We start from the raw sequence: 20,855 nt of genomic DNA on the forward strand, positions 1-20,855 counted from the left end.
CATGAAGCGCGCCTTCTTTGGGGCCCTTCTCCTCTCCACGGCCCTCCTCCTCACCGCCTGCCCCCAGACCCCACCGCCGCCCGTGAACCCCGCCGAGTGCCCGGTGGGGCCTCAGGCGGCACCCCAGGCCTGGGAGCCCTTGCGCCTTCAGGGCATGGGGCGCTTTAAGGGAGCCTATGTGCCTGGGGAAGTCTTGGCGCTTCCTGCTCCCGGGCTTTCCCTCCAATCTTTAAGGTCTCAGGTGGAGGGCGTTGCGGCCTTAGAGGAGCTGCCCTTTGGCCTCGTCCGCCTCAAGGTGCCCGAGGGGCAGGAAGAGGCCAAGGCCCAAGCCCTTCTCGGGGCCGGAATGCGGTATGTGCAGCCCAACTACATTTATCGGCCTTTGGTCATGCCCAACGACCCCGATTACCTCACGAGCCAGCGCCCGTACCTAAACGGCCTCGTGGGCCTCGAGGCCGCTTGGGAGAGGAGCACGGGACGGGGTTGCCCGCCCGTGGTGGCGGTGCTGGACACGGGGGTGGACAAAAACCACCCCGACCTGAAGGGCTCTTTATGGCTACCTGACGATATCTTGGACGTTGCCGATAACGATCGTGACCCCACCGATAGGGACGGCCACGGCACGGCGGTGGCGGGGGTGCTGGCCGCGCAGACGAACAACGGCCTGGGCATCGCTGGGGTGACGTGGGGCGGGTACCTCCTTCCCATCAAGGTGTTTTCTGACCAAGGAACCAGCGCGGAACTCCTCAAAGGGGTGGACCAGGCGAGCGCTTTGGGTGCCCGCGTGATCAACCTGTCCCTTTGCTACATCACCTGGGAGAATGGAAAGGAGGTCTGCGCAAGCTCTGAAAACGGGTACGATGACTACGGCCTGACCCGAGCGATCCGGCAAGCCCGTAGCAAGGGCATAGTTTTTGTCGGGGCTTCGGGGAACTACAACCAAAGCGTGGTCGGTTACCCGGCTTCGCTTCCCGAGGTCATCGCGGTGGGCGCGGTGAAGGTGGACGGAAGCCGGGCGAGCTTCAGCAACACCGGGCAGACCCTGGACCTGGTCGCTCCGGGCGATCCCGTGCGAACCACGGACTTAGGGGAGGGCTACAGGGAGTGGAGGGGGACTTCCTTTTCCAGCCCCATCGTGGCCGGGGTGGTGGCCCTCTACATGAGCAAGTACGCCAGCGAGCGGAAGGCGTGGCCTAGCCCGGACCAGGTCTACCAGTGCCTCACCAACACCGCCGAGGACCTGGGTCCTTCGGGTTGGGACGCAGAATACGGCTTCGGCCTCGTCCGGGCCGACCGGGTGATGACGGACACCACCTCCTGCTTCCCCTAATCCGCCTCACCCGGGAAGGGGTAGACTAGGGCTTCGTGCGGCGCCTCTTCCTCGGCCTCTTTGTTCTCCTCCTCGCGGCCTTGGCCCTTTGGGCCTACCCCCTCCTGGGCCCGGTGGTGCGCCAGGGGGCCCTTCCCTCCCGGGAGGGCTTGAGGGCACCCCTCACCCTTCTCGTCTACGGCTCCAGTCCCGAGTACGCGGGCTACCACAAGAGGGCCCCGGAGCGCTTCCGGGGCCTCGCCGACACCATCCTCCTCGTGCGCTTAGACCCCGGGGCGAACCGGGTGGTGGTCCTCTCCGTGCCCCGGGACGTGTGGGTGAGCCTCCCGGGCTACGGCTGGCACAAGGTGAACGCGGCAAGCCCCTTGGGAGGCCCCGAGCTCATGGAGGAGGCCGTGGCCCAGGTCACGGGGGTGCGCCCCGACCGCTACCTGGTGGTGAGCACGGAGGCCCTCCGCCGGGGCGTGGACGCCCTAGGGGGGGTGCGGGTCTGCGTGGAGAAGCCCATGCGCTACCGGGACACCGCCGCGGGGCTTTCCATTGACCTGGAGCCCGGCTGCCGGGTGCTTAGCGGGGAAGAGACGGAAGGCTACCTCCGCTTCCGCAAGGACGCCTTGGGGGATATCGGCCGGGTGCAGCGGCAGCAGGCCTTCTTCCACGCCCTGAAGGACCAGCTCCTCTCCCCGGCGGGCCTCCTCCGCCTGCCCCGGGCGGTGGCCGCGGTGGAGCCTTACGTCCGGTCCGACCTCACCCGGGAGGAGCGGGGGGCCATCCTGGGCTTCGCCCTGAAGCGTCCGGAGCTCGTGAGCCTCCTCCTCCCGGGGCGGTTCGGGGGCGGGGGCTGGGAGGTGGACCAGGAGGCGTGGCGCGCCTTGAGGGAGGTCTACTTTGGCGGCGGGGCTTCCCGGGAGGCGGACCTGAAGGGGCGCCTCGTGGCCCTGGTCTACGGCCCGGGGCAGGAGGCCCTATTGGAGCGGGCCCGGGAAAGGCTTCGTGCCCTTGGCCTGAGGACCCTGCCTCACCCCGTGGACCTGCCTCCTTCCCGCACCGAGGTGCTGGAAAACGGCCCCGGGGATCTGGCCAGGGCCTTGGGGGAGGCCCTCGGCGTTCCCCACCGGGTGAGCGGGGAGGCGGTCTTGGGGGCGGACCTCACCTTGAGGCTTGGCGGGGATTTCCCCCTTTAGTACCATGGGAAGCGCCCGCCGGGGTGGCGGAACGGTAGACGCTGCGGACTTAAAATCCGCTGGGGGGTAACCCCCGTACGGGTTCGAGTCCCGTCCCCGGCACCAGGAGGCCCCGGGAAGAGCGGGGCCTTTTCTCCTTGGTATGCTAGGGCCCGTGGGGGTTCTTACCCGCTATCTGGAAAGCGCCATGGCCCAGGCCCGCTACGACCTCTTGGGCCCTAAGCGCTTCGTGGCCGAGCTTCCCGAGTTCGGCCTGAAGGTGGAGGCGGAGCACCTGGAGGCGGCCCGAAGGGCCCTGCGGGAGGCCCTCGAGGCCTGGCTCCTGGAGGCCTTGCGCTCGGGGCTAACCCCGCCGGGGCTGGAGGGGGAGGGGGACCCGGTCCGGGCCCGCTTCTTCGCCCTGGCCGGGGAGATGTGGCGTTTGCTGAAGGGGGCGCCCGCCGAGGCCCCTCCCAAACCCCAGGAGGCGCCCAGGCCCAAAAGGCCCGCCTCCCTGGAGGAGTGGTTGCAGGGCCTCGGCATCCAGGTGGTGCGGAAGCCCCAGGAGGAAGAGGAGAAGGAAAAGGTCCTCACCCGCCTCGCCCTCTTCCTGGGGGACCGCTACCCCAGCCTGGAGAAGCTCTACGAGCGCCTGAAGCAGAGCCTTTCCACCAAGCGCCAGTTTGAGCTTTCCTTGTCCGAGGCCTCCCAGGAGGAGATCGCCAACTCCACCCAGTTCTGCACCATGCTGAAGCAGTACGCCCTCCTCACCTCCTACCACTACAAAAGCGAGGAGCGGCGCATCCGGGCCAAGGCCAGCACCGAGGGCTGGGTGCAGAACTTCCTCACCGGGGGCTGGCTGGAGCGGTACGTGGCCGAGCGCCTGAGGAAGTACCTGCGCTCCAAAAACCTGCCCCACGAGGTGGCCGTGGGCTACCAGCTGGTCTTGCCGAACGGGGAGGCCATGGAGCTGGACGTGCTTGTGCGGGTGGGGGAGAAGGTCTACTGGTTTGAGGCCAAGACCGGGGAGTTCCAGGCCCACATCGCCAAGTACGCCGGGCTCAAGAAGGTCCTGGGCCTTTCCCAGAAGGAAAGCTTCCTCGTCCTCCTCGGCATGGACAAGGCCCGGGCCAAGGAGCTTTCCGCCCTGCACGGGCTTACGGTGGTGAACCAGGCGAACTTCCTCGAGGCCTTCCAGGAGGCCCTGGAGGGGAATGCTCCGTAAGGTGCTCCTGGTCATGGGGGGGACCCTGGCCTCGAGGGTCTTAGGCCTCGTGCGCCAGGCGGTCTTCAACGCCCTCTACCCCGACGCCCTCAAGGACGCCTTCAACGTGGCCTACCGGGTGCCAAACCTCCTCAGGGAGCTCCTGGCGGAAGGGGCGGTGCAGAACGCCCTCATCCCCCTCCTGAAGGCCCTCCCCCCGGAGGAGGCCCGGGCCTTCGCCCGCCGCTTCGCCGCCTTCCTCCTTGGGGTGAACCTCCTCGTCCTGGGCCTGGGCTACCTCCTCGCCCCTCTCGTGGCGGGGCTTTTGGTGGCGGAGGGGAGCCACCTCAGGGCCCCGGAGGCCTTCCAGGAGGTGGTCTACCTCACCCGGCTCCTCCTTCCCTTCCTCCTCGGCATCTCCATGGCCGCCCTCTTCTCCGCCCTCCTGCAGGCGGAGGAGCGCTTTTTGCCCTACGCCCTGGGCCCCGTGGCCTTCAACCTGGTGGCCATCCTCCTCATGGCCTTCTTCCCCGGGGACCCCACGGCCTTGGGGCTTTCTGTGGCCCTGGGGGGGCTTTTCCAGGCCCTGGTCCAGCTTCCCTTCCTCCGGGGCTTCCGCCTGGAGTGGCGCTGGCACCGGGCCTTCCTCCCGGCCCTCCTCCGCATGGGGCCCTTCGCCTTCACCACCTCCCTCCGGCAGTTTTTGAACCTGGTCCTCACCCACATCCTCACCCGGTACCCTCCCGCCGCCGTAACCGGTTTCTACAACGCCGAGGTGGTCTTCCAGATGGTCCTGGGCCTCTTCGCCACGAGCCTGGCCATCGCCCTCTTCCCCCGGATGAGCGCCCTTAGGGGAGAGGACCTCGGGCGCTTTCTCCGGGGCCCCTTTGAGCGCCTGGCCCTGGTCCTGGCCCTTCTCGGCGGCCTCCTCACGGGCCTCGCCCCCTTTGTGGTGGTCCTCCTCTTCGGCCTCTTCGGCCCCCTCACCCCGGAGAACCGGGCCTACAGCGCCGAGGTGCTCGCCGCCTTGGGGTTCGCCGTCCTCCCCTGGGGGGTGAACACCCTCTTCCTCCGGGGCCTTTACGCCCTGGGGAAGGTGGGGGAGGCGGTCACGGCCAGCGCCCTGGTCTTCCTCCTGAACACCCTGGGCTACTGGCTTTTGCGGGACGCCGGGCTTTTCCTCCTCAACCTCTCCACGGCCCTTGCGGGCCACTTGGGGGTTTTCCTCTACCTGGGGCGCCTTGGGCGGGAAGGGGTTAGCCTGGCCTACGCTCCCCCCTACCTGGCCCGGGCCTTCCTCGCCGGGCTTCTTGCGGCCTTCCCTGGGGTTCTTCTGGGGCGCTTCTGGGAAGCGCGGACGCCCGCCGAGGCCCTCCTACCCTTGGCCCTTGGGGCCTTGGGAGGGCTTGGCCTCTTCCTCCTGGGCGGGGTTCTCCTGGGGCTTCCCCTCAAGGGCTTTGCCAGAGGTCTTTTAGGCGGTGGTAAAGGGGTTTGAGCCGCAGGGTGAAGGCGGGGGCTTCCCAGGAGGGCCAGGTGAAGCGGAGGGGCTTTGTCCCCTCCAGGAGGAGGCTTATGCCCGCTATGGGGATGGGCTCTGGGGCGTACCAGGCGGTGGGGCGGCTCGGGTCGGTGACGAGGAGCATGCCCCAGGGGAGGCGCACCTCAAGAAGCCCCTCGGGCCCCAGGGCGTAGTCCGCCGTGGGGTCGCGGGCCCCCTCGGGGTCTTCCCCCCGTTTCAGGGCCCCCAGCTCGTAGGTTTGGCGGGGGTAGTCGGTGCCGTCCCGGCCCGTGCGGCGGCGGTTGGGCTCGAGGACGAAGGGCACGAAGGGCCCCTCCCCCGGCTTAGTGAAGCCCCGGAAGAGGAGGTACTCCGTGCCGGGAAGGCCGTGGGAGCGCTCCACGTAAGGGTAGTACCCCTTCTCCACGAGGAGCCTGCCCCCTTCTCGGCCGATCTCCAAGGAGAACTCGGCCCCAAAGCCCTCGGCCACCGGGACCCCTCCCGGAACCGTGTCCAGGTAGAGCTTTAGGGGCAGGGGGCCCCGGTAGAGGAGCCAGAGGTACTCGGGGTCGGCGTGGGCCTTGAGGAAGCGGCCTTCCTCCCGGAGGAGGAAGGGCACTCCCTCCCACTCCTCCGCCCGGCCGTCCAGGCGGAAGGCGTCCTTGGCGGTGGCGGCGAGGAGCCCGTAGTTCTCCTCGGCGTCCAGGAGGTTGTGCCAGAGGGGGTCCCGGTCGGGGGGGTATTCCAGGTCCATGAAGAGCCAGTTCTTCTTGAACCACTCGTCCAGGAAGGCGAAGACCAGAGTCCCTGCAAGGCCCGCCGCTTCCACCTCCTGGACGAGCCGGGCGTCTATGGCCGCCTGGGCCTCCTCGGAGTGGCCCCCGTGGTGGAAGCCCTGGGCCTGGAAGTGGGCGAGGCCCCGGCTGCTCGGGACTCCCGTCTCCCCGATGAGGACGGGCTGGTCCCCGTGGTGCCGTTTTAGGTCTTGGAGGTAGCCGAAGTAGTTGGAGGGGCCGAAGGGCCCCACGGCCTTGCGGTAGGTGGGGTCCAGGTTCATGAAGTCGGGGTAGTAGGGGTAGGCGTGGTAGTTGGCGAAGGTGGTGAAGGGGCTTCCCGGGGTGGGCCGGATCTGGGCCATGTCCAGGCTCACCTGGTCGTTGTTGTACTCCTTGACCGTCTCCTCGGGAACCTGCTCCCCCTTTGCCCTCCTTAGAGCCATCTCCTCTTCCCGGGTGCTTTCCGTGGGGTGGTGGAGGGGGTCCAGGGTGGGCCAGTTGGACACGGAGAGGGGCCTGGCGGCGCCGTAGGCCTCCCACTCGTAGGTGGCCAGGCGGTCCAGGACCTCGGCGAGGTAGGCCTCAAAGGGGCTTGCCCCGGGGAGAGCCTCCAGGAAGCGGCCCCGGTAGGCCCGCCCCGGGTGGCGCCCGTTGTAGGCGGCCACGGAGTAGGGCTCAAACTCCCGCCCCAAAAGGAGGCCCAGGGTCCAGGGGGAGACGTCGGCGGTGTAGTCCCCGTGGGCGTGGCCGGGGCGGGGCGGGCGGCGGAGGTTGCCGTGGAGGGCGTCCAGCACTTCCCGCCCCTCAAGGAGAAACTTCTCCAGGAAAGGCCCCTCCCAGTCCCCGTAGCCCTCCTCCTCGGGAAGCTCCGTCCAGACCCCCTGGAAGAGGTAGAGGGGCCTCTCGGGGTGGGCCAGGTTGTGGCCCAGGAGGGCCCGGTAGAAGGTGGGGGGCAGGAGGGTGTAGACCCGGACGGCGTTGGCTCCCATCCGGCTTAGGAGCTCCAGCCAGGCCCGGTAGAGCCAGACCTCCTCGGGGAACTCCGCGGGGAAGCGCCCGGGGAGGGCCACCCCCAGGTTCACCCCCCGCACCGTTAGGGGCTTTCCCTCCACCCAGAAGCGTCCCCCCTCGGCCCGGAAAGGGGGCGGGGCCTTGCGGGCCTTGGGGGTAGGCGGGGGAGGGGGCGGGAGGGTCTTCAGAAGGCCTTCCGCTTCCCCGTACCCCTGGCGGGCCGCCTCCTCCAGGGCACTTCGGGCGCTTTCCAGGTCCCCCAGGGCCCTAAGGGCCAGGCCGAAGCCGAAGAGGGCCTCGGGGCCCCCTTTTAGGGTGCCCACCAGGCGGGCGAAGGCGTAAAGGGCCTCTTCCGCCCTTCCCAGGCGGTACTGGGCGAAGCCCCAAAGGAGAAGGGCCTCCTCCGGGGGGTCGTAGCCCTGGAGGAGGGCCTCGAGGCGGGCCAGGGCCCCCGGAAGGTCCCCCCGGGCGTAGAGGGCGCGGGCCTCGTCCAGGGGAGCGGCCAGGGCGAGGCCCGAAAGGAGGAGGAGGGCGAGGGCCCTCATCCCTGGGCGGCCTCCTGGATCGCCCGGACGGCCTCGGGGTTTTCCAGGGCGGAGAGGTCCCCGGGGTCTTGGCCCAGGAAGGCGGCCCGGATCACCCGGCGCATCACCTTGGCGTTCCGGGTCTTGGGGAGGTCGGGGACGAAGAGGACCCGCTCGGGGCGAAGGGGCTTTCCCAAGGCCTCCGCCACCTTCTCCGCCACCTCCTCGGCGAGGGCCGGAGAAGGGGTGTGGCCCGGCCGGAGCACGGCGAAGAGGACGATGGCCTCCCCCTTCACCGGGTGGGGCACCCCGATGGCCGCGCACTCCCTTAGGGCGGGGTGGCCGGTGGCGGCGGTCTCCACCTCGGCGGGGCCCACCCGCTTCCCCGCCACCTTCAAGGTGTCGTCGGAGCGGCCCAGGATGAAGAAGTGCCCCTCCTCGTCCAAAAGGGCCAGGTCCCCGTGGACCCAGACCCCCGGGACCTTGCCGAAGTAGGTCTCCAGGTACCGGGCCTCGTCCTGCCAGAAGCCCTCCGTCATCCCGGGCCAGGGGGCGAGGACGGCGAGCTCCCCCACCCTCCCCACCGCGGGCCTCCCCTCCTCGTCCAGCACCGCGGCCTTCATCCCGGGCACGGCGGTGTTGAACCCCATGGGCTTGATGGGCCGGAGGAGGACGTTCCCCAGGATGCCCCCCGAGACCTCGGTGCCCCCCGAGTAGTTGACGATGGGAAGCCGCTCCTTCCCCACGGCGCGGAAGAACCAGAGGTAGGCCTCGAGGTTCCAGGGCTCCCCCGTGGAGCCGAGGACCCGAAGCGAGGAGAGGTCATGCCCCTCCAGGGGGGCCTCCCCGAAGGGGATGAGGGCCCGCACCAGGGTGGGGGAGAGGCCCAGGTGGGTGAGGCGGTGGGCCGAGGCCATGCGCCAGAGGCGGTCTGGGCCCGGGTGGTCCGGGGCCCCGTCGTAGAGGAAGACGGTGGCCCCAAGCACGAGTCCCCCCAGGATGGCCCAAGGCCCCATCATCCAGCCGAGGTCGGTGAACCAGAAGAGGCGGTCCTCCTCCCTTAGGTCAAAGAGGAGGGCGAGGTCCAAGGCGGCCTTCAGGGGAAAGCCCGCGTGGTAGTGCACCGTGCCCTTGGGGCGGCCCGTGGTGCCGGAGGTGTAGATGAGCATGAAGGGGTCCATGCTCCCCATCTCCTCGGGCGGGGAGGCCTCCCCCGAAAGGTCCGGGTAGGCCGCCTCTCCCGCCTCCAGGGGAAGCCCCAGGCGGCGCACCACGAGGAGCTTCCCCGTGCCCGCGAGGGCCTGGGCCTTCCGGGCCTCGGGAAGGAGCTCCACCCTGCGCCCCCGCCTCAGGAAGCCGTCCTGCACCGCGAGGAGCCTGGCCCCCGCGTCCTTTAGGCGCACCGCCGCCGCCTCGGCGGCGTAGCCGGAGAAGATGGGGATGGCGATGGCCCCGATCCAGGCGGTGGCGAGGAGAAGGGTGGCGGCCTCGAGGCCCATGGGCATCCAGAGGCCCACCCGGTCCCCCCGCCCCACCCCCAGGGCCTTTAGCCCCGCCGCCACCCGGGCCACCTCGGCCTTCAGCTCGCCGTAGCTTAGGGCGCGGACCTCGCCCCCTTCCGTCTCGTGGAGGAGGGCGGTCTTGGAGGGGTCGTGCCGCAGGCAGGCCTCCACCAGGTTGAGCCTCCCCCCCACGAAGAAGCGGGGGAAGGGGAAGTGGCCTTCCACCACCCGGGTATAGGGCCTGCGCCAGGGGATGGCCAGGTGGGCGAAGAACTGGTGGTAGAAGTCCTCGGCCTCCTCCACGCTGTAGCGGTAGAAGGCCTCGTAGTCGGCGAAGCCCAGGGCCTCCATGAAGCGATGGAGCCGGGTGCCCCGGGCCTCCTCGGGAGAGGGGTACCAGATGGGTTCCATGCTACTTCCTCCGGAAGAGGGGGAAGCGCCTGGGCCTTTCGGGGGTTCCCTGGGCGGGCGGGCCCTCGGGGTTTTGCAGCACGTCCAGGAATTCCCTTATGGTCATGCGCTCCTCCGGGTTTTTGGCCAAAAGCCGCCGCAGGGCCCGGTCCAGGCGCGGGGGCAGGCGGGTGGGCGGGGGAGGGAGGAGGAGGTGGGCGTTCCTGAGGTCCTCCAGGGTCTCCCCCAGGAAGGGCCGCCTGCCCGTAAGGAGCTCGTAGGCCATGACCCCAAAGCTGTAGGCCTCGCTCTTCTCGCTGGGTAGGCCTCCTAAGAAGAGCTCGGGGGCCAGGTAGGGGGGGCTTCCCGCGTACTCGGGGCTGCGGTCCTCCTTGGCCCTCAAGGTGCCCAGGTCCCCCAGCTTGTAGACGCCCTCCCCCACGAACACGTTGGAGGGTTTGACGTCCTGGTGGAGAAGCCCCTTCCCGTGGAGGAAAAGGAGGGCCTCCCCTACCTGCGAAAGGACCTTCACCGCCTCCTCTTGGGGGAAGGCCCCTTTGAGGAGGCGCTCCTCGAGGGTGCCCCCGGGCAGGTACTCCAGGGCCAAAAAGGCCTCTTCCCCGAAAGGAAGCCCCCAAAGCCCCCGCACCAGGTGGGGGTGCCGGAGGGAGAGGGAGAAGGCGACCTCCCGGGCGAAGCGCTCGGCGAGCCTCGGGTTCTCCCGCACCTCCTTCTTGGGGATCTTCAGGGCGACCTTCTCCCCCCTGGGCCCGCGGGCCAGGTAGACCTGGGCGGTCTGCCCCAGGCCCAAGAGCATCTCCAGCCGGAAGTCCCTCCTAGTCAAGGCGGAGAACCTCTCCCGGCTTGAGGGCGTGCCCCTCCACGCCCTTCTCCTTGGCCCTTTGGGCGAAGGCCTCCCCGTCTTGGCGGATGGGGGGGAAGGTGTTGTAGTGGATGGGCACCACCTTCTTGGGCTTGAGGAGCTCCAGGGCCTTCAGGGCGTCCTCCGGCCCCATGGTGAAGTGGTCGCCGATGGGGAGGAGGGCGAGGTCTAAGCCCAGCTCCCCGATGAGGCCCATGTCGGAGAAGAGGGCGGTGTCCCCGGCGTGGTAGATGCGCTTGCCCCCAAGCTCCACCACCACGCCCATGGGCATGCCGCCGTAGGTGCCGTCGGGGAAGCTACTGGAGTGCCAGGCGGGGGTCCACTTGAGCCAGCCCCCTTCAAAGCGATGGGTGCCCCCGATGTTCATGGGGAGGCTCTTCGCCCCGTGCTTTTCGGCGTAGGTGGCGATCTCAAAGGTGGAGACCACCACCCCCCCCTTCTTGGAGAGGGCCACGGCGTCCCCGAAGTGGTCCCCGTGGGCGTGGGTGACCAGGATGAGGTCGGCCTGGACCGCCTCCACCCCCAGGGCGGCCATGGGGTTTCCCGTGAGGAAGGGGTCTATGACGATCCGGGTCCTGCCGTCGGTGAGCCAAACCGCCGAGTGGCCCAGGTAGCGTACCTCCACCATACCTGCCTCCTTGGGCCCAACTATACCCCGAGGCCCGCCCTTTGGGAAAGCGCCCGTTCCATCCCCAGGGCGAAGATGGCCTCCACCAGCCGGAGGAAGGCCCGCTCCCCCCAGGTCCTTCCCTCGGGCAAGGCGAGCTCCACCTCCAAGGAGAGGAGGAAGCCCTCCCCCTGGGGCTTGGCCTCCCCAAAGACCCGGAGGGAGGGGGGAGGGAGGGGGAGGGGCGTGAGCTTTAGGCCCTCGAGGCGGCTTCGGAAGGGCAGGACCAGCTCGCCCAGGGCCGGGTTGTCCTGGCGGAGAAGCCCCCGCACCCCCCCCTCCTCCCAGGCGAGCTCCAAGGGAAGCCCCTGGGGAGGGTGGCCGTTGAGGTGAAGCTCAAGCCGCACCCTCATCCTTCCACCCACTCCACCCGTACCCGGCCCTCCCGAAGCAAACGGGCCATCTCCTGGTCGGGGAGGTTGAGGAGCCGGGGGAGCTCCCGGAACCGGGGCGTGGCCGAGGCCAGCCCCACCCGCACCACCAGCACCTCCTCCTCCTCCGCGCGGCCGATGCGCCAGACGAGGTGCTGCCCCAGGGCCTCCAAAAGGTCCTTCTCCACCCCTTTAGTCTACCGGGGCAAGGCTTTTGGGATAATGGGGAGGATGCCCCTCGAGGAGGTGCGCTTTGCCCGTCTTTCCCCCCTGGCCTTCTGGCTGGGGGTGGGCTTCCTGGGGGTTGGCCTCCTGGCGGGGGAGCTCCCTTGGGCGGCTTTGGCCCTTCTCTATCCCTGGTGGCGGTTGCGGCAGGGCTTTCGCCTCCTCCTTTTCCCCGACCATCTGCGCCTCCACCCCCCCTTGGGCCTGGGCCGCCGCCTCCTTTGGGAGGAGGTGAAGGAGGTGGAGGTGGCCTTCTGGTCCGCGGGGCCTCTGTCCCGGGGGAAGCCCTCCCTCCTCCTCACCCTGCGCCACGGGGAACGGCTCCCCCTTGCCGTGCCCGATCCAGACGGTCTTGCGGAGAGGGTCAGAGCACTTCTAGCAGGGCGAACTTCAGGTAGTGGGTCTCGGGGTGGTTGAGGAGCACGGGGTGGTCAAAGGGCTGGCCCCGCTTCTCCACCACCCTTAAGGTGCGGTGGGCGTCCTGGGCCGCCTCCAGGAGCATCTGGTAGAAGAGGGGTTCGCCCATGTGGTGGCTGCAGCTCGCCGTGGCCAGGATCCCCCCCTCCTTCAGAAGCTTGATGGCCCGGAGGTTGATCTCCTTGTAGGCGCGGTAGGCCCTCTCCAGGTCCTTTTTGCCCTTGGCGAAGGCCGGGGGGTCCAGGACCACCAGGTCAAAGCGCTCCCCCGCCTTCTCCAGGCTCCGCAGGAGGTCAAAGGCGTTGGCCTCGAGGGTCTTCAGGCGGAGGCCGTTCAGCCTGGCGTTCTCCTCCGCCCGGGCCAGGGCTTCCCGGGAGCTGTCCACCGCCAGCACCTCCTTGAACCCCAAGGCCAGGTGCAGGGCGAAGCCCCCGGCGTAGCTGAAGACGTCCAGGGCCCTCTCCCCCCGGAAGCCTTCCGTGAGGAGACGGTTTTCCCGCTGGTCCAGGAAGGCCCCCGTCTTCTGCCCCTCCCCCAGGTCCACCAGGTAGCGCACCTGCCCCTCCCGCACCGCCACCCGGGGGGGCACCTTTCCCCACAGGGGCTTCACGTAAAGGGGAAGCCCCTCCAGCTCCCGGGCCTTGGCGTCGTTCTTGGCCAGGACGCTTTGGGCGTAGGGCTTGAGCCGCTCGGCCACTTCCGGCAAGAGGGCCTCCCAGGCGTGGGCCGTGGCCTGGACCACGGCGTGGCCCGCGTAGTAGTCCACCACGAGCCCCGGGAGGAAGTCCCCCTCGGCGTGGGCCAGGCGGAAGCCCCCCTCGGGCTCCCGCTCCAGGTGGGGGAGGCGTCGCCTCAGGGCCTTATCCAGGTTTTCCAGAAGGGCCTCCCTGGGGTCTTGGCTTGGCCGGAAGCGGAAGGCCCGCACCGCGAGGTCGCTTTGCGGGTTGTAAAGGGCCAGGGCCAGGAAGCGCTTGCCCCAGTAGACGGGGAAGAGGCCAGGGGCCTCGGGCCCCGAGACCACGTCCCGGCGGAAGACCCAGAGGTGGCGGGCAAGGAGCCTCTCCGCCCCGCGTTCGTTGACGAGAACACGCACCGCCTAAGTATACTTAAGCGGGGTCGGTTGACGTCTGCCCCGGAAGCCGGTAGCCTAACCGGTGGGCGCGCTTTGCGCATCTTTTCACATAAGGAGGGGCGATGGGAGGCCTGGGACTTATCAAAAGCCTAGCGGAGAAGGAGCGGGAGCTCCTGGCCCGCCTCGAGGCCGCCAAGAAGGAGGCGGAGGAGCTCCTGGCGCGGGCCGAGGCCGAGGCCAAGGCCCTCTTGGAGGAGGCGGAGGCCAAGGCCAAGGCCCTCGAGGCCGAACACCGCGAGAAGGAGGCCCGCGAGACCGAGGCCCTCTTGGCCCGGTACCGGGCCCAGGCGGAGGCCGAGGCGAAGGCGGTGCGGGAAAAGGCCCAGGCCCGCCTGGAGGAGGCGGTGGCCCTGGTGCTCCGGGGGGTCTTGCCGTGATCGCCCCCATGGAGAAGTTGGTCCTGGCCGGGCCCAAGGGGCGGGCCAGGGAGCTTCTCCAAAGCCTCCAGCAGGCAGGGGTGGTCCACCTGGAGACCCTGCGGGTGGAGGCCCTTTCCGAGTACCGGCTATCCCCCGAGGAGCGGGAGGAGCTCAGGCGCTGGGAGGCCGTGGCCGCGGGGGCCGAGCACACCCTGGCCCTCCTCGGCCAGGAGGCGGAGCCCGGAAGGCCCTTCCCCGAGGGGCTGGAGGCGGCCGAGAAGGCCCTTTCCCCCATCCAGGCCCACGCCGAGGGCCTTACCCGGCAGAAGCAGGAGCTGGAGGAGGAGCTCGCCCTGGCCCAGGCCTACCTGGAGCCTCTGGAAAGGCTCGCGGGGATGGCCCACGGCCTGGACAAAAGCCCCATCTTCCGCGTCCTCCCCTTCCTCCTCGGCGAGAAGGAGCTTCCCCTGGTGGAGGAGGGCCTAAGGAAGGCCCTGGAGGACCGCTTCCTCTTGGCCGCGGAGCCTTACGGCAAGGGGCTTGCCGCCCTCCTTGTGGTGTACCGCAAGGACCAGGAGGCGGCCAAGGCCGCCCTCTCCCGGCTGGGCCTGGCCGAGCTCCGCTTAAGCGGCCCCTACGCCGACCTTCCCCTTTCCGAGGCGGCGAGGCGGCTCAAGGAGCGGGCCGAGGCCGCCCCCAAGGAGCTTTCCGAGGTGCGCCAGGCCCTCTACCGGCTGGCCCAGGAGGCCCGCTCCACCCTCCAGAGCCTCTGGACCCGGGCCAAGGACGAGGTGGCCCGGCTCAAGGCCCTGGAGGAGCTGGCCTCGGGGCGGTTTGGCTTCGCCCTCTTGGGCTACGTCCCCGTGAAGGCCAAGCCCAAGGTGGAAGAGGCCCTCGCCCGGCACAAGGAGGGCGTGGTCTACGCCTTTGAGCCCGTGGACGAGCACCACGAGGCGGACCGCGTCCCCGTGGCCCTGGACAACCCCCCTTGGGCCAAGCCCTTTGAGCTTTTGGTGAGCTTCCTCAACACCCCCAAGTACGGCTCCTTTGACCCCACCCCGGTGGTCCCCGTCTTCTTTCCCTTCTGGTTCGGGATGATCGTGGGGGACATCGGCTACGCCCTCCTCTTCTTGCTCCTCGGGCGCTGGCTTTCCGGGTACGTGAAGCGGAACGAGCCCCTGGTCATAGACCTCTTCGCCCTGAAGCTCAAGCCCCCGGTCATCGGCAAGCTGGTCTACATCCTGAACTGGATGGTCTTCTGGACGGTGGTCTGGGGCGTGGTCTACGGGGAGTTCTTCGGCACCTTCCTGGAGCACCTGGGCGTCTTCGGCACCCCGGAGCACCCCGGGCTCATCCCCATTCTCATCCCCAGGATTGACACCGCCAAGACCGCCAACCTCCTCATCCTCCTCTCCGTGGCCTTTGGGGTGGTCATGGTCTTCTGGGGGCTGGCTCTACGGGCCTACCTGGGGCTCAAGCACCGCCACATGGCCCACTTCTGGGAGGGGGTGGGGTATCTGGGCGGGCTTTTGGGCATCCTGGCCCTGGCCGCCTCCTACCTGGGGAACCTCCAGGCGGCCTGGCTCCAGGCCCTGATGTACCTGGGCTTTGGCGTCTTCCTGCTTGCGGTCCTCATGAGCCGCATCTGGCTCATGGTCCCGGAGATCTTCACCCAGGCGGGGCACATCCTCTCCCACATCCGTATCTACGCCGTGGGGGCGGCGGGTGGGATCCTCGCGGGCCTCCTCACGGACGTGGGCTTCGCCCTCGCCGAGCGGCTTGGGCTTGTGGGCGTGCTCCTGGGCCTGCTGGTGGCGGGGGTCTTGCACCTTCTCATCCTCCTCCTCACCACCTTGGGCCACATGCTCCAGCCCATCCGGTTGCTTTGGGTGGAGTTCTTCACCAAGTTCGGCTTCTACGAGGAGAACGGCAGGCCATACCGGCCGTTCAAAAGCGTCCGCGAGACGCAGTAGGGAGGGAAAGATGATGAAGAAGCTTTTGGCGCTCCTTTTGGTGTCGGTGTTCGGCGCGTTGGCCTTGGCGGCGGAGGAAGCGGCGGCCTCCGGAGGCCTAGACCGGGGCCTCATCGCCGTGGGCATGGGCCTGGCGGTGGGCTTGGCCGCCCTGGGCACCGGCGTGGCCCAGGCCCGGATCGGCGCGGCGGGCGTGGGGGCCATCGCCGAGGACCGGGGCAACTTCGGTACGGCCCTCATCTTCCTCCTCCTGCCCGAGACCCTGGTGATCTTCGGCCTTCTCATCGCCTTCATCCTAAACGGCAAGCTCTAAGCGCTCCCCGGGGCCAGGCCCCTTAAGGGGCTTGGCCCTTTTCCCAGGAGGGAAGATGTCCAAACTGGAAGCCATTTTGAGCCAGGAAGTGGAGGCGGAGATCCGCTCCCTCCTGGAAGAGGCCAAGGCCAAGGCGGAAAGCCTGCGCAAGGAGGCCGAGGCCAAGGCGGAGGCCCTCCTCCAGGGGCGGAAGCGGGCCCTGGAGGCCCAGTTCCAGGCCGCCCTCCGCCGGGCGGAAAGCGCCGGGGAGCTTCTTCTGGCCACCGCCCGAACCCAGGCCAAGGGGGAGGTGCTCCAGGCGGTGAAGGGCAAGGCACAGGAGGCCCTAAGGGCCCTTCCCGGCAAGCCCGAGTGGCCCGAGATCCTGCGCAAGCTCGCCGAGGAGGCCCTCGCCGCCCTGCCCGAGCCCGAGGCCCTGGTCTCCCACCCGGAGAACCTCCCCCACCTGGAGCCCCTGGCCCGGGAGCGGGGCTTGGAGCTCCGGGCGGACCCCGCCCTTCGCCTGGGGGTGCGGGCTTTGGGCAAGGGGGGAAGGACCCAGGTGGAAAACGCCCTGGAAAGCCGCCTGGAGCGGGCGTGGGACGCCCTTTCCTCCCAGGTGGCCCAGGTCCTTTGGGGCTAGGCCATGGCGGACGATTTCGGCTACCTGAACGCCCGGGTGCGGGCCCGGCGGGCCACCCTCCTCAAGGAGAGCTTTTTCCAGGAGGCCCTGGACCTCGCCTTTCCCGACTTCCTCCGCCTCCTCTCCGAGACGGTCTACGGGGGGGAGCTTTCGGGGCAGGGCCTTCCCCAGGTGGACCGGGCCATCGCCCGCACCCAGGCCAGGCTGGTGGGGGACCTGCCGGGCCTCGTCACGGGGGAGGCGCGGGAGGCGGTGCGGCTCCTCCTCCTGCGCAACGACCTCCACAACCTCCAGGCCCTCCTCCGGGCCAAGGCCACGGGCCGCCCCTTGGAGGAGGTGCCCCTTCTCCCCGGCACCCTCAAGGAAGAGCTTTGGCGCCAGGCCTACGAGGCCCAGGACGCCGCGGGCGTGGCCCAGGTCCTGGCCGTCCCCGGCCATCCCCTGGCCCGGGCCCTGAGGGAGGTGCTGCGGGAGACCCAGGACCTCGCCCGGGTGGAGGCCCTTTTGGCCAAGCGCTTCTTTGAGGGGGTGGTGAAGGGGGCCAAGGCCCTGGAGGAGCCCGCCCTACGGGACTACCTGGCCTTGGAGGTGGACGCCGAGAACCTGCGCACCGCCTTTAAGCTTCAGGGCCAGGGCGTGGCCCCCGAGGCCCTTTTCGTCCGGGGCGGGCGCTTTGTGGACCGGGTGCGCTTCTCCCGGCTTCTGGAGGGGGACTACGCCGTCTTTGACGAGTTTTCCGGGACGCCCCTGGCCTCCCTCTCCGGGGTACGGGACCTGAAGGAGCTGGAGCGCCGCCTTCGCTGCCTTCTCCTCAAGGAGGCGAGGAAGGGGGCCGCGGACCCCTTGGGGGCGGGCCTGGTCCTGGCCTACGTGAAGGAGCGGGAGTGGGAGGCCATGCGGCTCAGGCTCCTCGCCCGGCGGGCCTACTACGGCCTTCCCCGGGCCCAGGTGGAGGAGGAGGTGACCTGCGCATGAGGATCGCGGTGATCGCTGACCCCGAGGCGGCCCAGGGCTTCCGGCTTGCGGGCCTCGAGGCCTACCCCGCGGCCACCCCCGAGGAGGCCAAGGCCCGCCTGGAGGCGCTGGTGCAGGCGGGACGCTACGCCCTGGTGGCCGTGGACCAGGCCCTTCTCCCCGAGCCCGAACAGGCGGTGGAGCGCCTCATGCGGGGGAAGGACCTCCCCGTGCTCCTCCCCATCGCCGGCCTCAAGGACGCCTTCCAAAACCCCGACGTGGAAGGCTACATGCGCGAGCTGGTGAGGAAGACCATCGGCTTTGACATCAAGCTGTAGAATGGAGGGAAGATGATCCAAGGGGTGATCCAGAAGATCGCGGGCCCGGCGGTGATCGCCAAGGGCATGACCGGGGCCCGCATGTACGACATCTGCAAGGTGGGCCACGAGGGCCTCGTGGGGGAGATCATCCGCCTGGACGGGGACACGGCCTTCGTCCAGGTGTACGAGGACACCTCCGGCCTCAAGGTGGGGGAGCCCGTGGTCTCCACCGGGCTTCCCCTGGCGGTGGAGCTCGGCCCCGGGATGCTGAACGGCATCTACGACGGCATCCAGCGCCCCCTGGAGCGCATCCAGGAAAAGACCGGGATCTACATCACCCGGGGCGTGGTGGTCCACGCCCTGGACCGGGAGAAGAAGTGGGCCTGGACGCCTAGGGTCAAGCCCGGGGACGAGGTGCGGGGGGGCATGGTCTTGGGCACGGTGCCCGAGTTCAACTTCACCCACAAGGTCCTCGTGCCCCCGGACGTGAAGGGCCGGGTCAAGGAGGTGAAGCCCGCCGGGGAGTACACCGTGGAGGAGCCGGTGGTGGTCCTCGAGGACGGCACCGAGCTCAAGATGTACCACACCTGGCCCGTGCGCCGGGCGAGGCCCGTGCAGAGGAAGCTTGACCCCAACACCCCCTTCCTCACGGGGATGCGCATCCTGGACGTCCTCTTCCCCGTGGCCATGGGGGGCACCGCCGCCATCCCCGGGCCCTTCGGGAGCGGCAAGACCGTGACCCAGCAGTCCCTGGCCAAGTGGTCCAACGCCGACGTGGTGGTCTACGTGGGCTGCGGCGAGCGGGGGAACGAGATGACGGACGTGCTGGTGGAGTTCCCCGAGCTCACCGACCCCAAGACCGGGGGGCCCCTGATGCACCGCACGGTGCTCATCGCCAACACCTCCAACATGCCCGTGGCCGCCCGCGAGGCCAGCATCTACGTGGGGGTGACCATCGCCGAGTACTTCCGCGACCAAGGGTTCGCCGTGGCCCTCATGGCCGACTCCACGAGCCGCTGGGCCGAGGCGCTTCGCGAGATCTCTAGCCGCCTCGAGGAGATGCCCGCCGAGGAGGGCTACCCGCCCTACCTCGCCGCCCGGCTCGCCGCCTTCTACGAGCGCTCGGGCAAGGTCATCACCCTGGGGGGCGAGGAGGGGGCGGTGACCATCGTGGGGGCCGTCTCCCCGCCGGGCGGCGACATGTCCGAGCCCGTGACCCAGTCCACCTTGAGGATCGTGGGGGCCTTCTGGCGGCTTGACGCCTCCCTGGCCTTCCGCCGCCACTTCCCCGCCATCAACTGGAACGGCTCCTACTCCCTCTTCACCCCCGCCCTTGACCCCTGGTACCGGGAGAACGTGGCCGAGGACTACCCTGAGCTTCGCGACGCCATCTCCGAGCTTCTGCAGCGGGAAGCGGGCCTCCAGGAGATCGTGCAGCTCGTGGGGCCGGATGCCCTGCAGGACGCCGAGCGCCTCATCATTGAGGTGGGGCGGATCATTCGCGAGGACTTCCTGCAGCAGAACGCCTACCACGAGGTGGACGCCTACTGCTCCATGAAGAAGGCCTACGGGATCATGAAGATGATCCTCACCTTCTACAAGGAGGCGGAGGCGGCCATTAGGCGGGGCGTCTCCATTGACGAGATCCTCCAGCTCCCCGTGGTTGAGCGCATCGGCCGCGCCCGCTACGTGAGCGAGGAGGAGTTCCCCCGCTACTTTGAGCAGGCCATGGAGGAGATCCAGGGAGCTTTCAAGGCCCTGGCGTAGGGAGGGAAGATGGACCTCTTGAAGAAGGAGTACACGGGCATCACCTACATCTCGGGGCCCTTGCTCTTCGTGGAGAACGCCAAGGACCTGGCCTACGGGGCCATCGTGGACATCAAGGACGGCACGGGCCGGGTCCGCGGCGGCCAGGTGATTGAGGTCTCCGAGGAGTACGCCGTCATCCAGGTGTTTGAGGAGACCACGGGCCTGGACCTGGCCACCACCAGCGTGAGCCTGGTGGAGGACGTGGCGAGGCTTGGGGTCTCCAAGGAGATGCTGGGCCGCCGCTTCAACGGCATCGGCAAGCCCATAGACGGCCTGCCCCCCATCACCCCGGAGAAGCGGCTTCCCATCGTGGGCCTGCCCCTGAACCCCGTGGCCCGGAGGAAGCCCGAGGAGTTCATCCAGACCGGGATCTCCACCATTGACGTGATGAACACCCTGGTGCGGGGGCAGAAGCTCCCCATCTTCTCGGGCTCGGGCCTCCCCGCCAACGAGATCGCCGCCCAGATCGCCCGCCAGGCCACGGTGCGCCCCGACCTCTCCGGGGAGGGGGAGAAGGAGGAGCCCTTCGCCGTGGTCTTCGCCGCCATGGGGATCACCCAGCGGGAGCTCTCCTACTTCATCCAGGAGTTTGAGCGCACCGGGGCCCTGAGCCGCTCCGTCCTCTTCCTCAACAAGGCGGACGACCCCACCATTGAGCGCATCCTCACCCCCCGCATGGCCCTCACCGTGGCCGAGTACCTGGCCTTTGAGCACGACTACCATGTGCTGGTCATCCTCACGGACATGACCAACTACTGCGAGGCCCTGCGGGAGATCGGGGCGAGCCGCGAGGAGATCCCCGGGCGCCGCGGCTACCCCGGCTACATGTACACCGACCTGGCCACCATCTACGAGCGCGCCGGGGTGGTGCAGGGGAAGAAGGGGAGCGTGACCCAGATCCCCATCCTCTCCATGCCCGACGACGACCGCACCCACCCCATCCCCGACCTCACGGGCTACATCACCGAGGGGCAGATCCAGCTCTCCCGGGAGCTCCACCGCAAGGGCATCTACCCGCCCATTGACCCCTTGCCCTCCCTCTCCCGGCTCATGAACAACGGCGTGGGCAAGGGCAAGACCCGGGAGGACCACAAGCAGGTCTCCGACCAGCTCTACTCCGCCTACGCCAACGGGGTGGACATCAGGAAGCTCGTGGCCATCATCGGCGAGGACGCCCTCACGGAGAACGACCGCCGCTACCTCCAGTTCGCCGACGCCTTTGAGAAGCACTTCATCAACCAGGGGCAGCAGAACCGCTCCATTGAGGAGAGCCTGCAGATCGCCTGGGCGCTCCTTTCCATGCTGCCCCAGGGCGAGCTCAAGCGGATTTCCAAGGACCACATCGGCAAGTACTACGGGCAGAAGCTGGAGGAGATCTGGGGCGCGCCCCAGGCCCTGGACTAGGGGAGGGT

20 protein-coding genes and 1 tRNA gene are annotated in these 20,855 nt (G+C 69.0%); 14 read left to right on the plus strand and 7 right to left on the minus strand.

Features of this window, described 5'->3' with window-relative positions; translation table 11 throughout:
• The first annotated feature begins 1 nt into the window (after position 1).
• The 5 genes from BLP62_RS02710 (at position 2) to murJ (ending at position 5,192) form a co-directional block, all read left to right on the plus strand.
• Positions 2-1,330, plus strand: coding sequence for a S8 family peptidase (locus BLP62_RS02710; RefSeq protein ID WP_093005609.1), 1,329 nt, complete (start codon positions 2-4; stop codon positions 1,328-1,330).
• Positions 1,331-1,365: 35 nt separating this feature from the next.
• Positions 1,366-2,514: an LCP family protein gene (locus tag BLP62_RS02715; protein ID WP_093005611.1), complete on the plus strand. Its 1,149-nt coding sequence runs from the start codon at positions 1,366-1,368 to the stop codon at positions 2,512-2,514.
• A 17-nt stretch (positions 2,515-2,531) separates the two neighbouring features.
• A tRNA-Leu gene (locus tag BLP62_RS02720) sits at positions 2,532-2,619 on the plus strand.
• Positions 2,620-2,656: 37 nt separating this feature from the next.
• Positions 2,657-3,718, plus strand: a complete 1,062-nt coding sequence (locus BLP62_RS02725; RefSeq protein WP_176758125.1) for a PDDEXK family nuclease — start codon at positions 2,657-2,659, stop codon at positions 3,716-3,718.
• Positions 3,708-5,192, plus strand: a complete 1,485-nt coding sequence (gene murJ, locus BLP62_RS02730) for a murein biosynthesis integral membrane protein MurJ (protein ID WP_093005613.1) — start codon at positions 3,708-3,710, stop codon at positions 5,190-5,192. The genes BLP62_RS02725 and murJ overlap by 11 nt, the downstream gene beginning before the upstream one ends.
• Here murJ and BLP62_RS02735 read toward each other — a convergent pair.
• The 6 genes from BLP62_RS02735 to BLP62_RS02760 are packed head-to-tail and all read right to left on the minus strand — an operon-like array spanning position 5,146 to position 11,507.
• Complete coding sequence (locus BLP62_RS02735; RefSeq protein WP_093005615.1) at positions 5,146-7,527, minus strand: tol-pal system YbgF family protein; 2,382 nt, start codon at positions 7,525-7,527, stop codon at positions 5,146-5,148. The genes murJ and BLP62_RS02735 overlap by 47 nt on opposite strands.
• Positions 7,524-9,419: an AMP-binding protein gene (locus BLP62_RS02740; protein WP_093005617.1), complete on the minus strand. Its 1,896-nt coding sequence runs from the start codon at positions 9,417-9,419 to the stop codon at positions 7,524-7,526. The genes BLP62_RS02735 and BLP62_RS02740 overlap by 4 nt, the downstream gene beginning before the upstream one ends.
• 1 nt (position 9,420) lies before the next feature.
• A complete protein-coding gene (locus BLP62_RS02745) occupies positions 9,421-10,215 on the minus strand; it encodes a serine/threonine-protein kinase (protein WP_093005619.1) in 795 nt (264 codons plus the stop codon).
• A 19-nt stretch (positions 10,216-10,234) separates the two neighbouring features.
• Positions 10,235-10,909: a metal-dependent hydrolase gene (locus BLP62_RS02750; protein ID WP_093005621.1), complete on the minus strand. Its 675-nt coding sequence runs from the start codon at positions 10,907-10,909 to the stop codon at positions 10,235-10,237.
• A 20-nt stretch (positions 10,910-10,929) separates the two neighbouring features.
• On the minus strand, positions 10,930-11,301 hold the full coding sequence (locus BLP62_RS02755) for a DUF3809 family protein (RefSeq protein WP_093005623.1): 372 nt from the start codon (positions 11,299-11,301) through the stop codon (positions 10,930-10,932).
• Positions 11,298-11,507 carry a DUF3248 domain-containing protein gene (locus BLP62_RS02760; protein WP_093005625.1) on the minus strand — a complete coding sequence of 70 codons (210 nt, stop codon included), beginning with the start codon at positions 11,505-11,507 and terminating at the stop codon, positions 11,298-11,300. Before BLP62_RS02760 ends, BLP62_RS02755 begins: the two co-directional genes overlap by 4 nt.
• A 43-nt stretch (positions 11,508-11,550) precedes the next feature.
• Between BLP62_RS02760 and BLP62_RS02765 the strand changes: the two genes are divergently transcribed.
• Complete coding sequence (locus BLP62_RS02765) at positions 11,551-11,961, plus strand: hypothetical protein (RefSeq protein WP_093005627.1); 411 nt, start codon at positions 11,551-11,553, stop codon at positions 11,959-11,961.
• Here the strand turns inward: BLP62_RS02765 and BLP62_RS02770 are convergent.
• On the minus strand, positions 11,909-13,054 hold the full coding sequence (locus BLP62_RS02770; protein ID WP_093005629.1) for a 23S rRNA (cytosine(1962)-C(5))-methyltransferase: 1,146 nt from the start codon (positions 13,052-13,054) through the stop codon (positions 11,909-11,911). The two genes, BLP62_RS02765 and BLP62_RS02770, sit on opposite strands and share 53 nt — an antisense overlap.
• Before the next feature lie 101 nt (positions 13,055-13,155).
• On the opposite strand from BLP62_RS02770, the gene BLP62_RS02775 reads away from it, so the two are divergent.
• Genes BLP62_RS02775 through BLP62_RS02810 form a run of 8 tightly spaced genes read left to right on the plus strand, consistent with a single transcriptional unit; the run spans position 13,156 to position 20,847 of the window.
• Positions 13,156-13,470, plus strand: a complete 315-nt coding sequence (locus BLP62_RS02775; protein WP_093005630.1) for a V-type ATPase subunit subunit G family protein — start codon at positions 13,156-13,158, stop codon at positions 13,468-13,470.
• Positions 13,467-15,425 (plus strand): V-type ATP synthase subunit I, encoded by a 1,959-nt coding sequence (locus BLP62_RS02780; RefSeq protein ID WP_093005632.1) that lies wholly within the window; start codon positions 13,467-13,469, stop codon positions 15,423-15,425. Before BLP62_RS02775 ends, BLP62_RS02780 begins: the two co-directional genes overlap by 4 nt.
• 13 nt (positions 15,426-15,438) lie before the next feature.
• Entirely contained in the window at positions 15,439-15,738 is a 300-nt protein-coding gene (locus BLP62_RS02785) for a F0F1 ATP synthase subunit C (RefSeq protein WP_093005682.1), read from the plus strand.
• Between the two features lie 55 nt (positions 15,739-15,793).
• A complete protein-coding gene (locus BLP62_RS02790; RefSeq protein ID WP_093005634.1) occupies positions 15,794-16,360 on the plus strand; it encodes a V-type ATP synthase subunit E in 567 nt (188 codons plus the stop codon).
• Between the two features lie 3 nt (positions 16,361-16,363).
• Positions 16,364-17,335 (plus strand): V-type ATPase subunit, encoded by a 972-nt coding sequence (locus tag BLP62_RS02795; RefSeq protein ID WP_093005636.1) that lies wholly within the window; start codon positions 16,364-16,366, stop codon positions 17,333-17,335.
• Between the two features lie 2 nt (positions 17,336-17,337).
• A complete protein-coding gene (atpF, locus tag BLP62_RS02800; protein WP_176758126.1) occupies positions 17,338-17,652 on the plus strand; it encodes a V-type ATP synthase subunit F in 315 nt (104 codons plus the stop codon).
• A 12-nt stretch (positions 17,653-17,664) separates the two neighbouring features.
• The gene (locus BLP62_RS02805; RefSeq protein WP_093005639.1) at positions 17,665-19,401 is read left to right on the plus strand and encodes a V-type ATP synthase subunit A; all 1,737 of its coding nucleotides are present in this window, start codon (positions 17,665-17,667) and stop codon (positions 19,399-19,401) included.
• 9 nt (positions 19,402-19,410) lie between these two features.
• Positions 19,411-20,847, plus strand: a complete 1,437-nt coding sequence (locus BLP62_RS02810) for a V-type ATP synthase subunit B (protein WP_093005641.1) — start codon at positions 19,411-19,413, stop codon at positions 20,845-20,847.
• Positions 20,848-20,855: the final 8 nt, after the last annotated feature.

Source organism: Thermus arciformis (assembly GCF_900102145.1).
Lineage (GTDB): Bacteria > Deinococcota > Deinococci > Deinococcales > Thermaceae > Thermus > Thermus arciformis.

What these genes read in the sequence shown, in the direction of transcription:
- murJ (WP_093005613.1), top strand. Translation starts at nt 3,708, where the DNA reads ATGCTCCGTAAGGTGCTCCTGGTCATGGGGGGGACCCTGGCCTCGAGG.
- BLP62_RS02745 (WP_093005619.1), bottom strand. Translation starts at nt 10,215, where the DNA reads ATGCTCTTGGGCCTGGGGCAGACCGCCCAGGTCTACCTGGCCCGCGGG.
- BLP62_RS02790 (WP_093005634.1), top strand. Translation starts at nt 15,794, where the DNA reads ATGTCCAAACTGGAAGCCATTTTGAGCCAGGAAGTGGAGGCGGAGATC.
- BLP62_RS02755 (WP_093005623.1), bottom strand. Translation starts at nt 11,301, where the DNA reads ATGAGGGTGCGGCTTGAGCTTCACCTCAACGGCCACCCTCCCCAGGGG.
- BLP62_RS02785 (WP_093005682.1), top strand. Translation starts at nt 15,439, where the DNA reads ATGAAGAAGCTTTTGGCGCTCCTTTTGGTGTCGGTGTTCGGCGCGTTG.
- BLP62_RS02710 (WP_093005609.1), top strand. Translation starts at nt 2, where the DNA reads ATGAAGCGCGCCTTCTTTGGGGCCCTTCTCCTCTCCACGGCCCTCCTC.
- BLP62_RS02775 (WP_093005630.1), top strand. Translation starts at nt 13,156, where the DNA reads ATGGGAGGCCTGGGACTTATCAAAAGCCTAGCGGAGAAGGAGCGGGAG.
- BLP62_RS02805 (WP_093005639.1), top strand. Translation starts at nt 17,665, where the DNA reads ATGATCCAAGGGGTGATCCAGAAGATCGCGGGCCCGGCGGTGATCGCC.
- BLP62_RS02750 (WP_093005621.1), bottom strand. Translation starts at nt 10,909, where the DNA reads ATGGTGGAGGTACGCTACCTGGGCCACTCGGCGGTTTGGCTCACCGAC.
- BLP62_RS02765 (WP_093005627.1), top strand. Translation starts at nt 11,551, where the DNA reads ATGCCCCTCGAGGAGGTGCGCTTTGCCCGTCTTTCCCCCCTGGCCTTC.
- BLP62_RS02735 (WP_093005615.1), bottom strand. Translation starts at nt 7,527, where the DNA reads ATGAGGGCCCTCGCCCTCCTCCTCCTTTCGGGCCTCGCCCTGGCCGCT.
- BLP62_RS02810 (WP_093005641.1), top strand. Translation starts at nt 19,411, where the DNA reads ATGGACCTCTTGAAGAAGGAGTACACGGGCATCACCTACATCTCGGGG.
- BLP62_RS02740 (WP_093005617.1), bottom strand. Translation starts at nt 9,419, where the DNA reads ATGGAACCCATCTGGTACCCCTCTCCCGAGGAGGCCCGGGGCACCCGG.
- BLP62_RS02795 (WP_093005636.1), top strand. Translation starts at nt 16,364, where the DNA reads ATGGCGGACGATTTCGGCTACCTGAACGCCCGGGTGCGGGCCCGGCGG.
- BLP62_RS02725 (WP_176758125.1), top strand. Translation starts at nt 2,657, where the DNA reads ATGCTAGGGCCCGTGGGGGTTCTTACCCGCTATCTGGAAAGCGCCATG.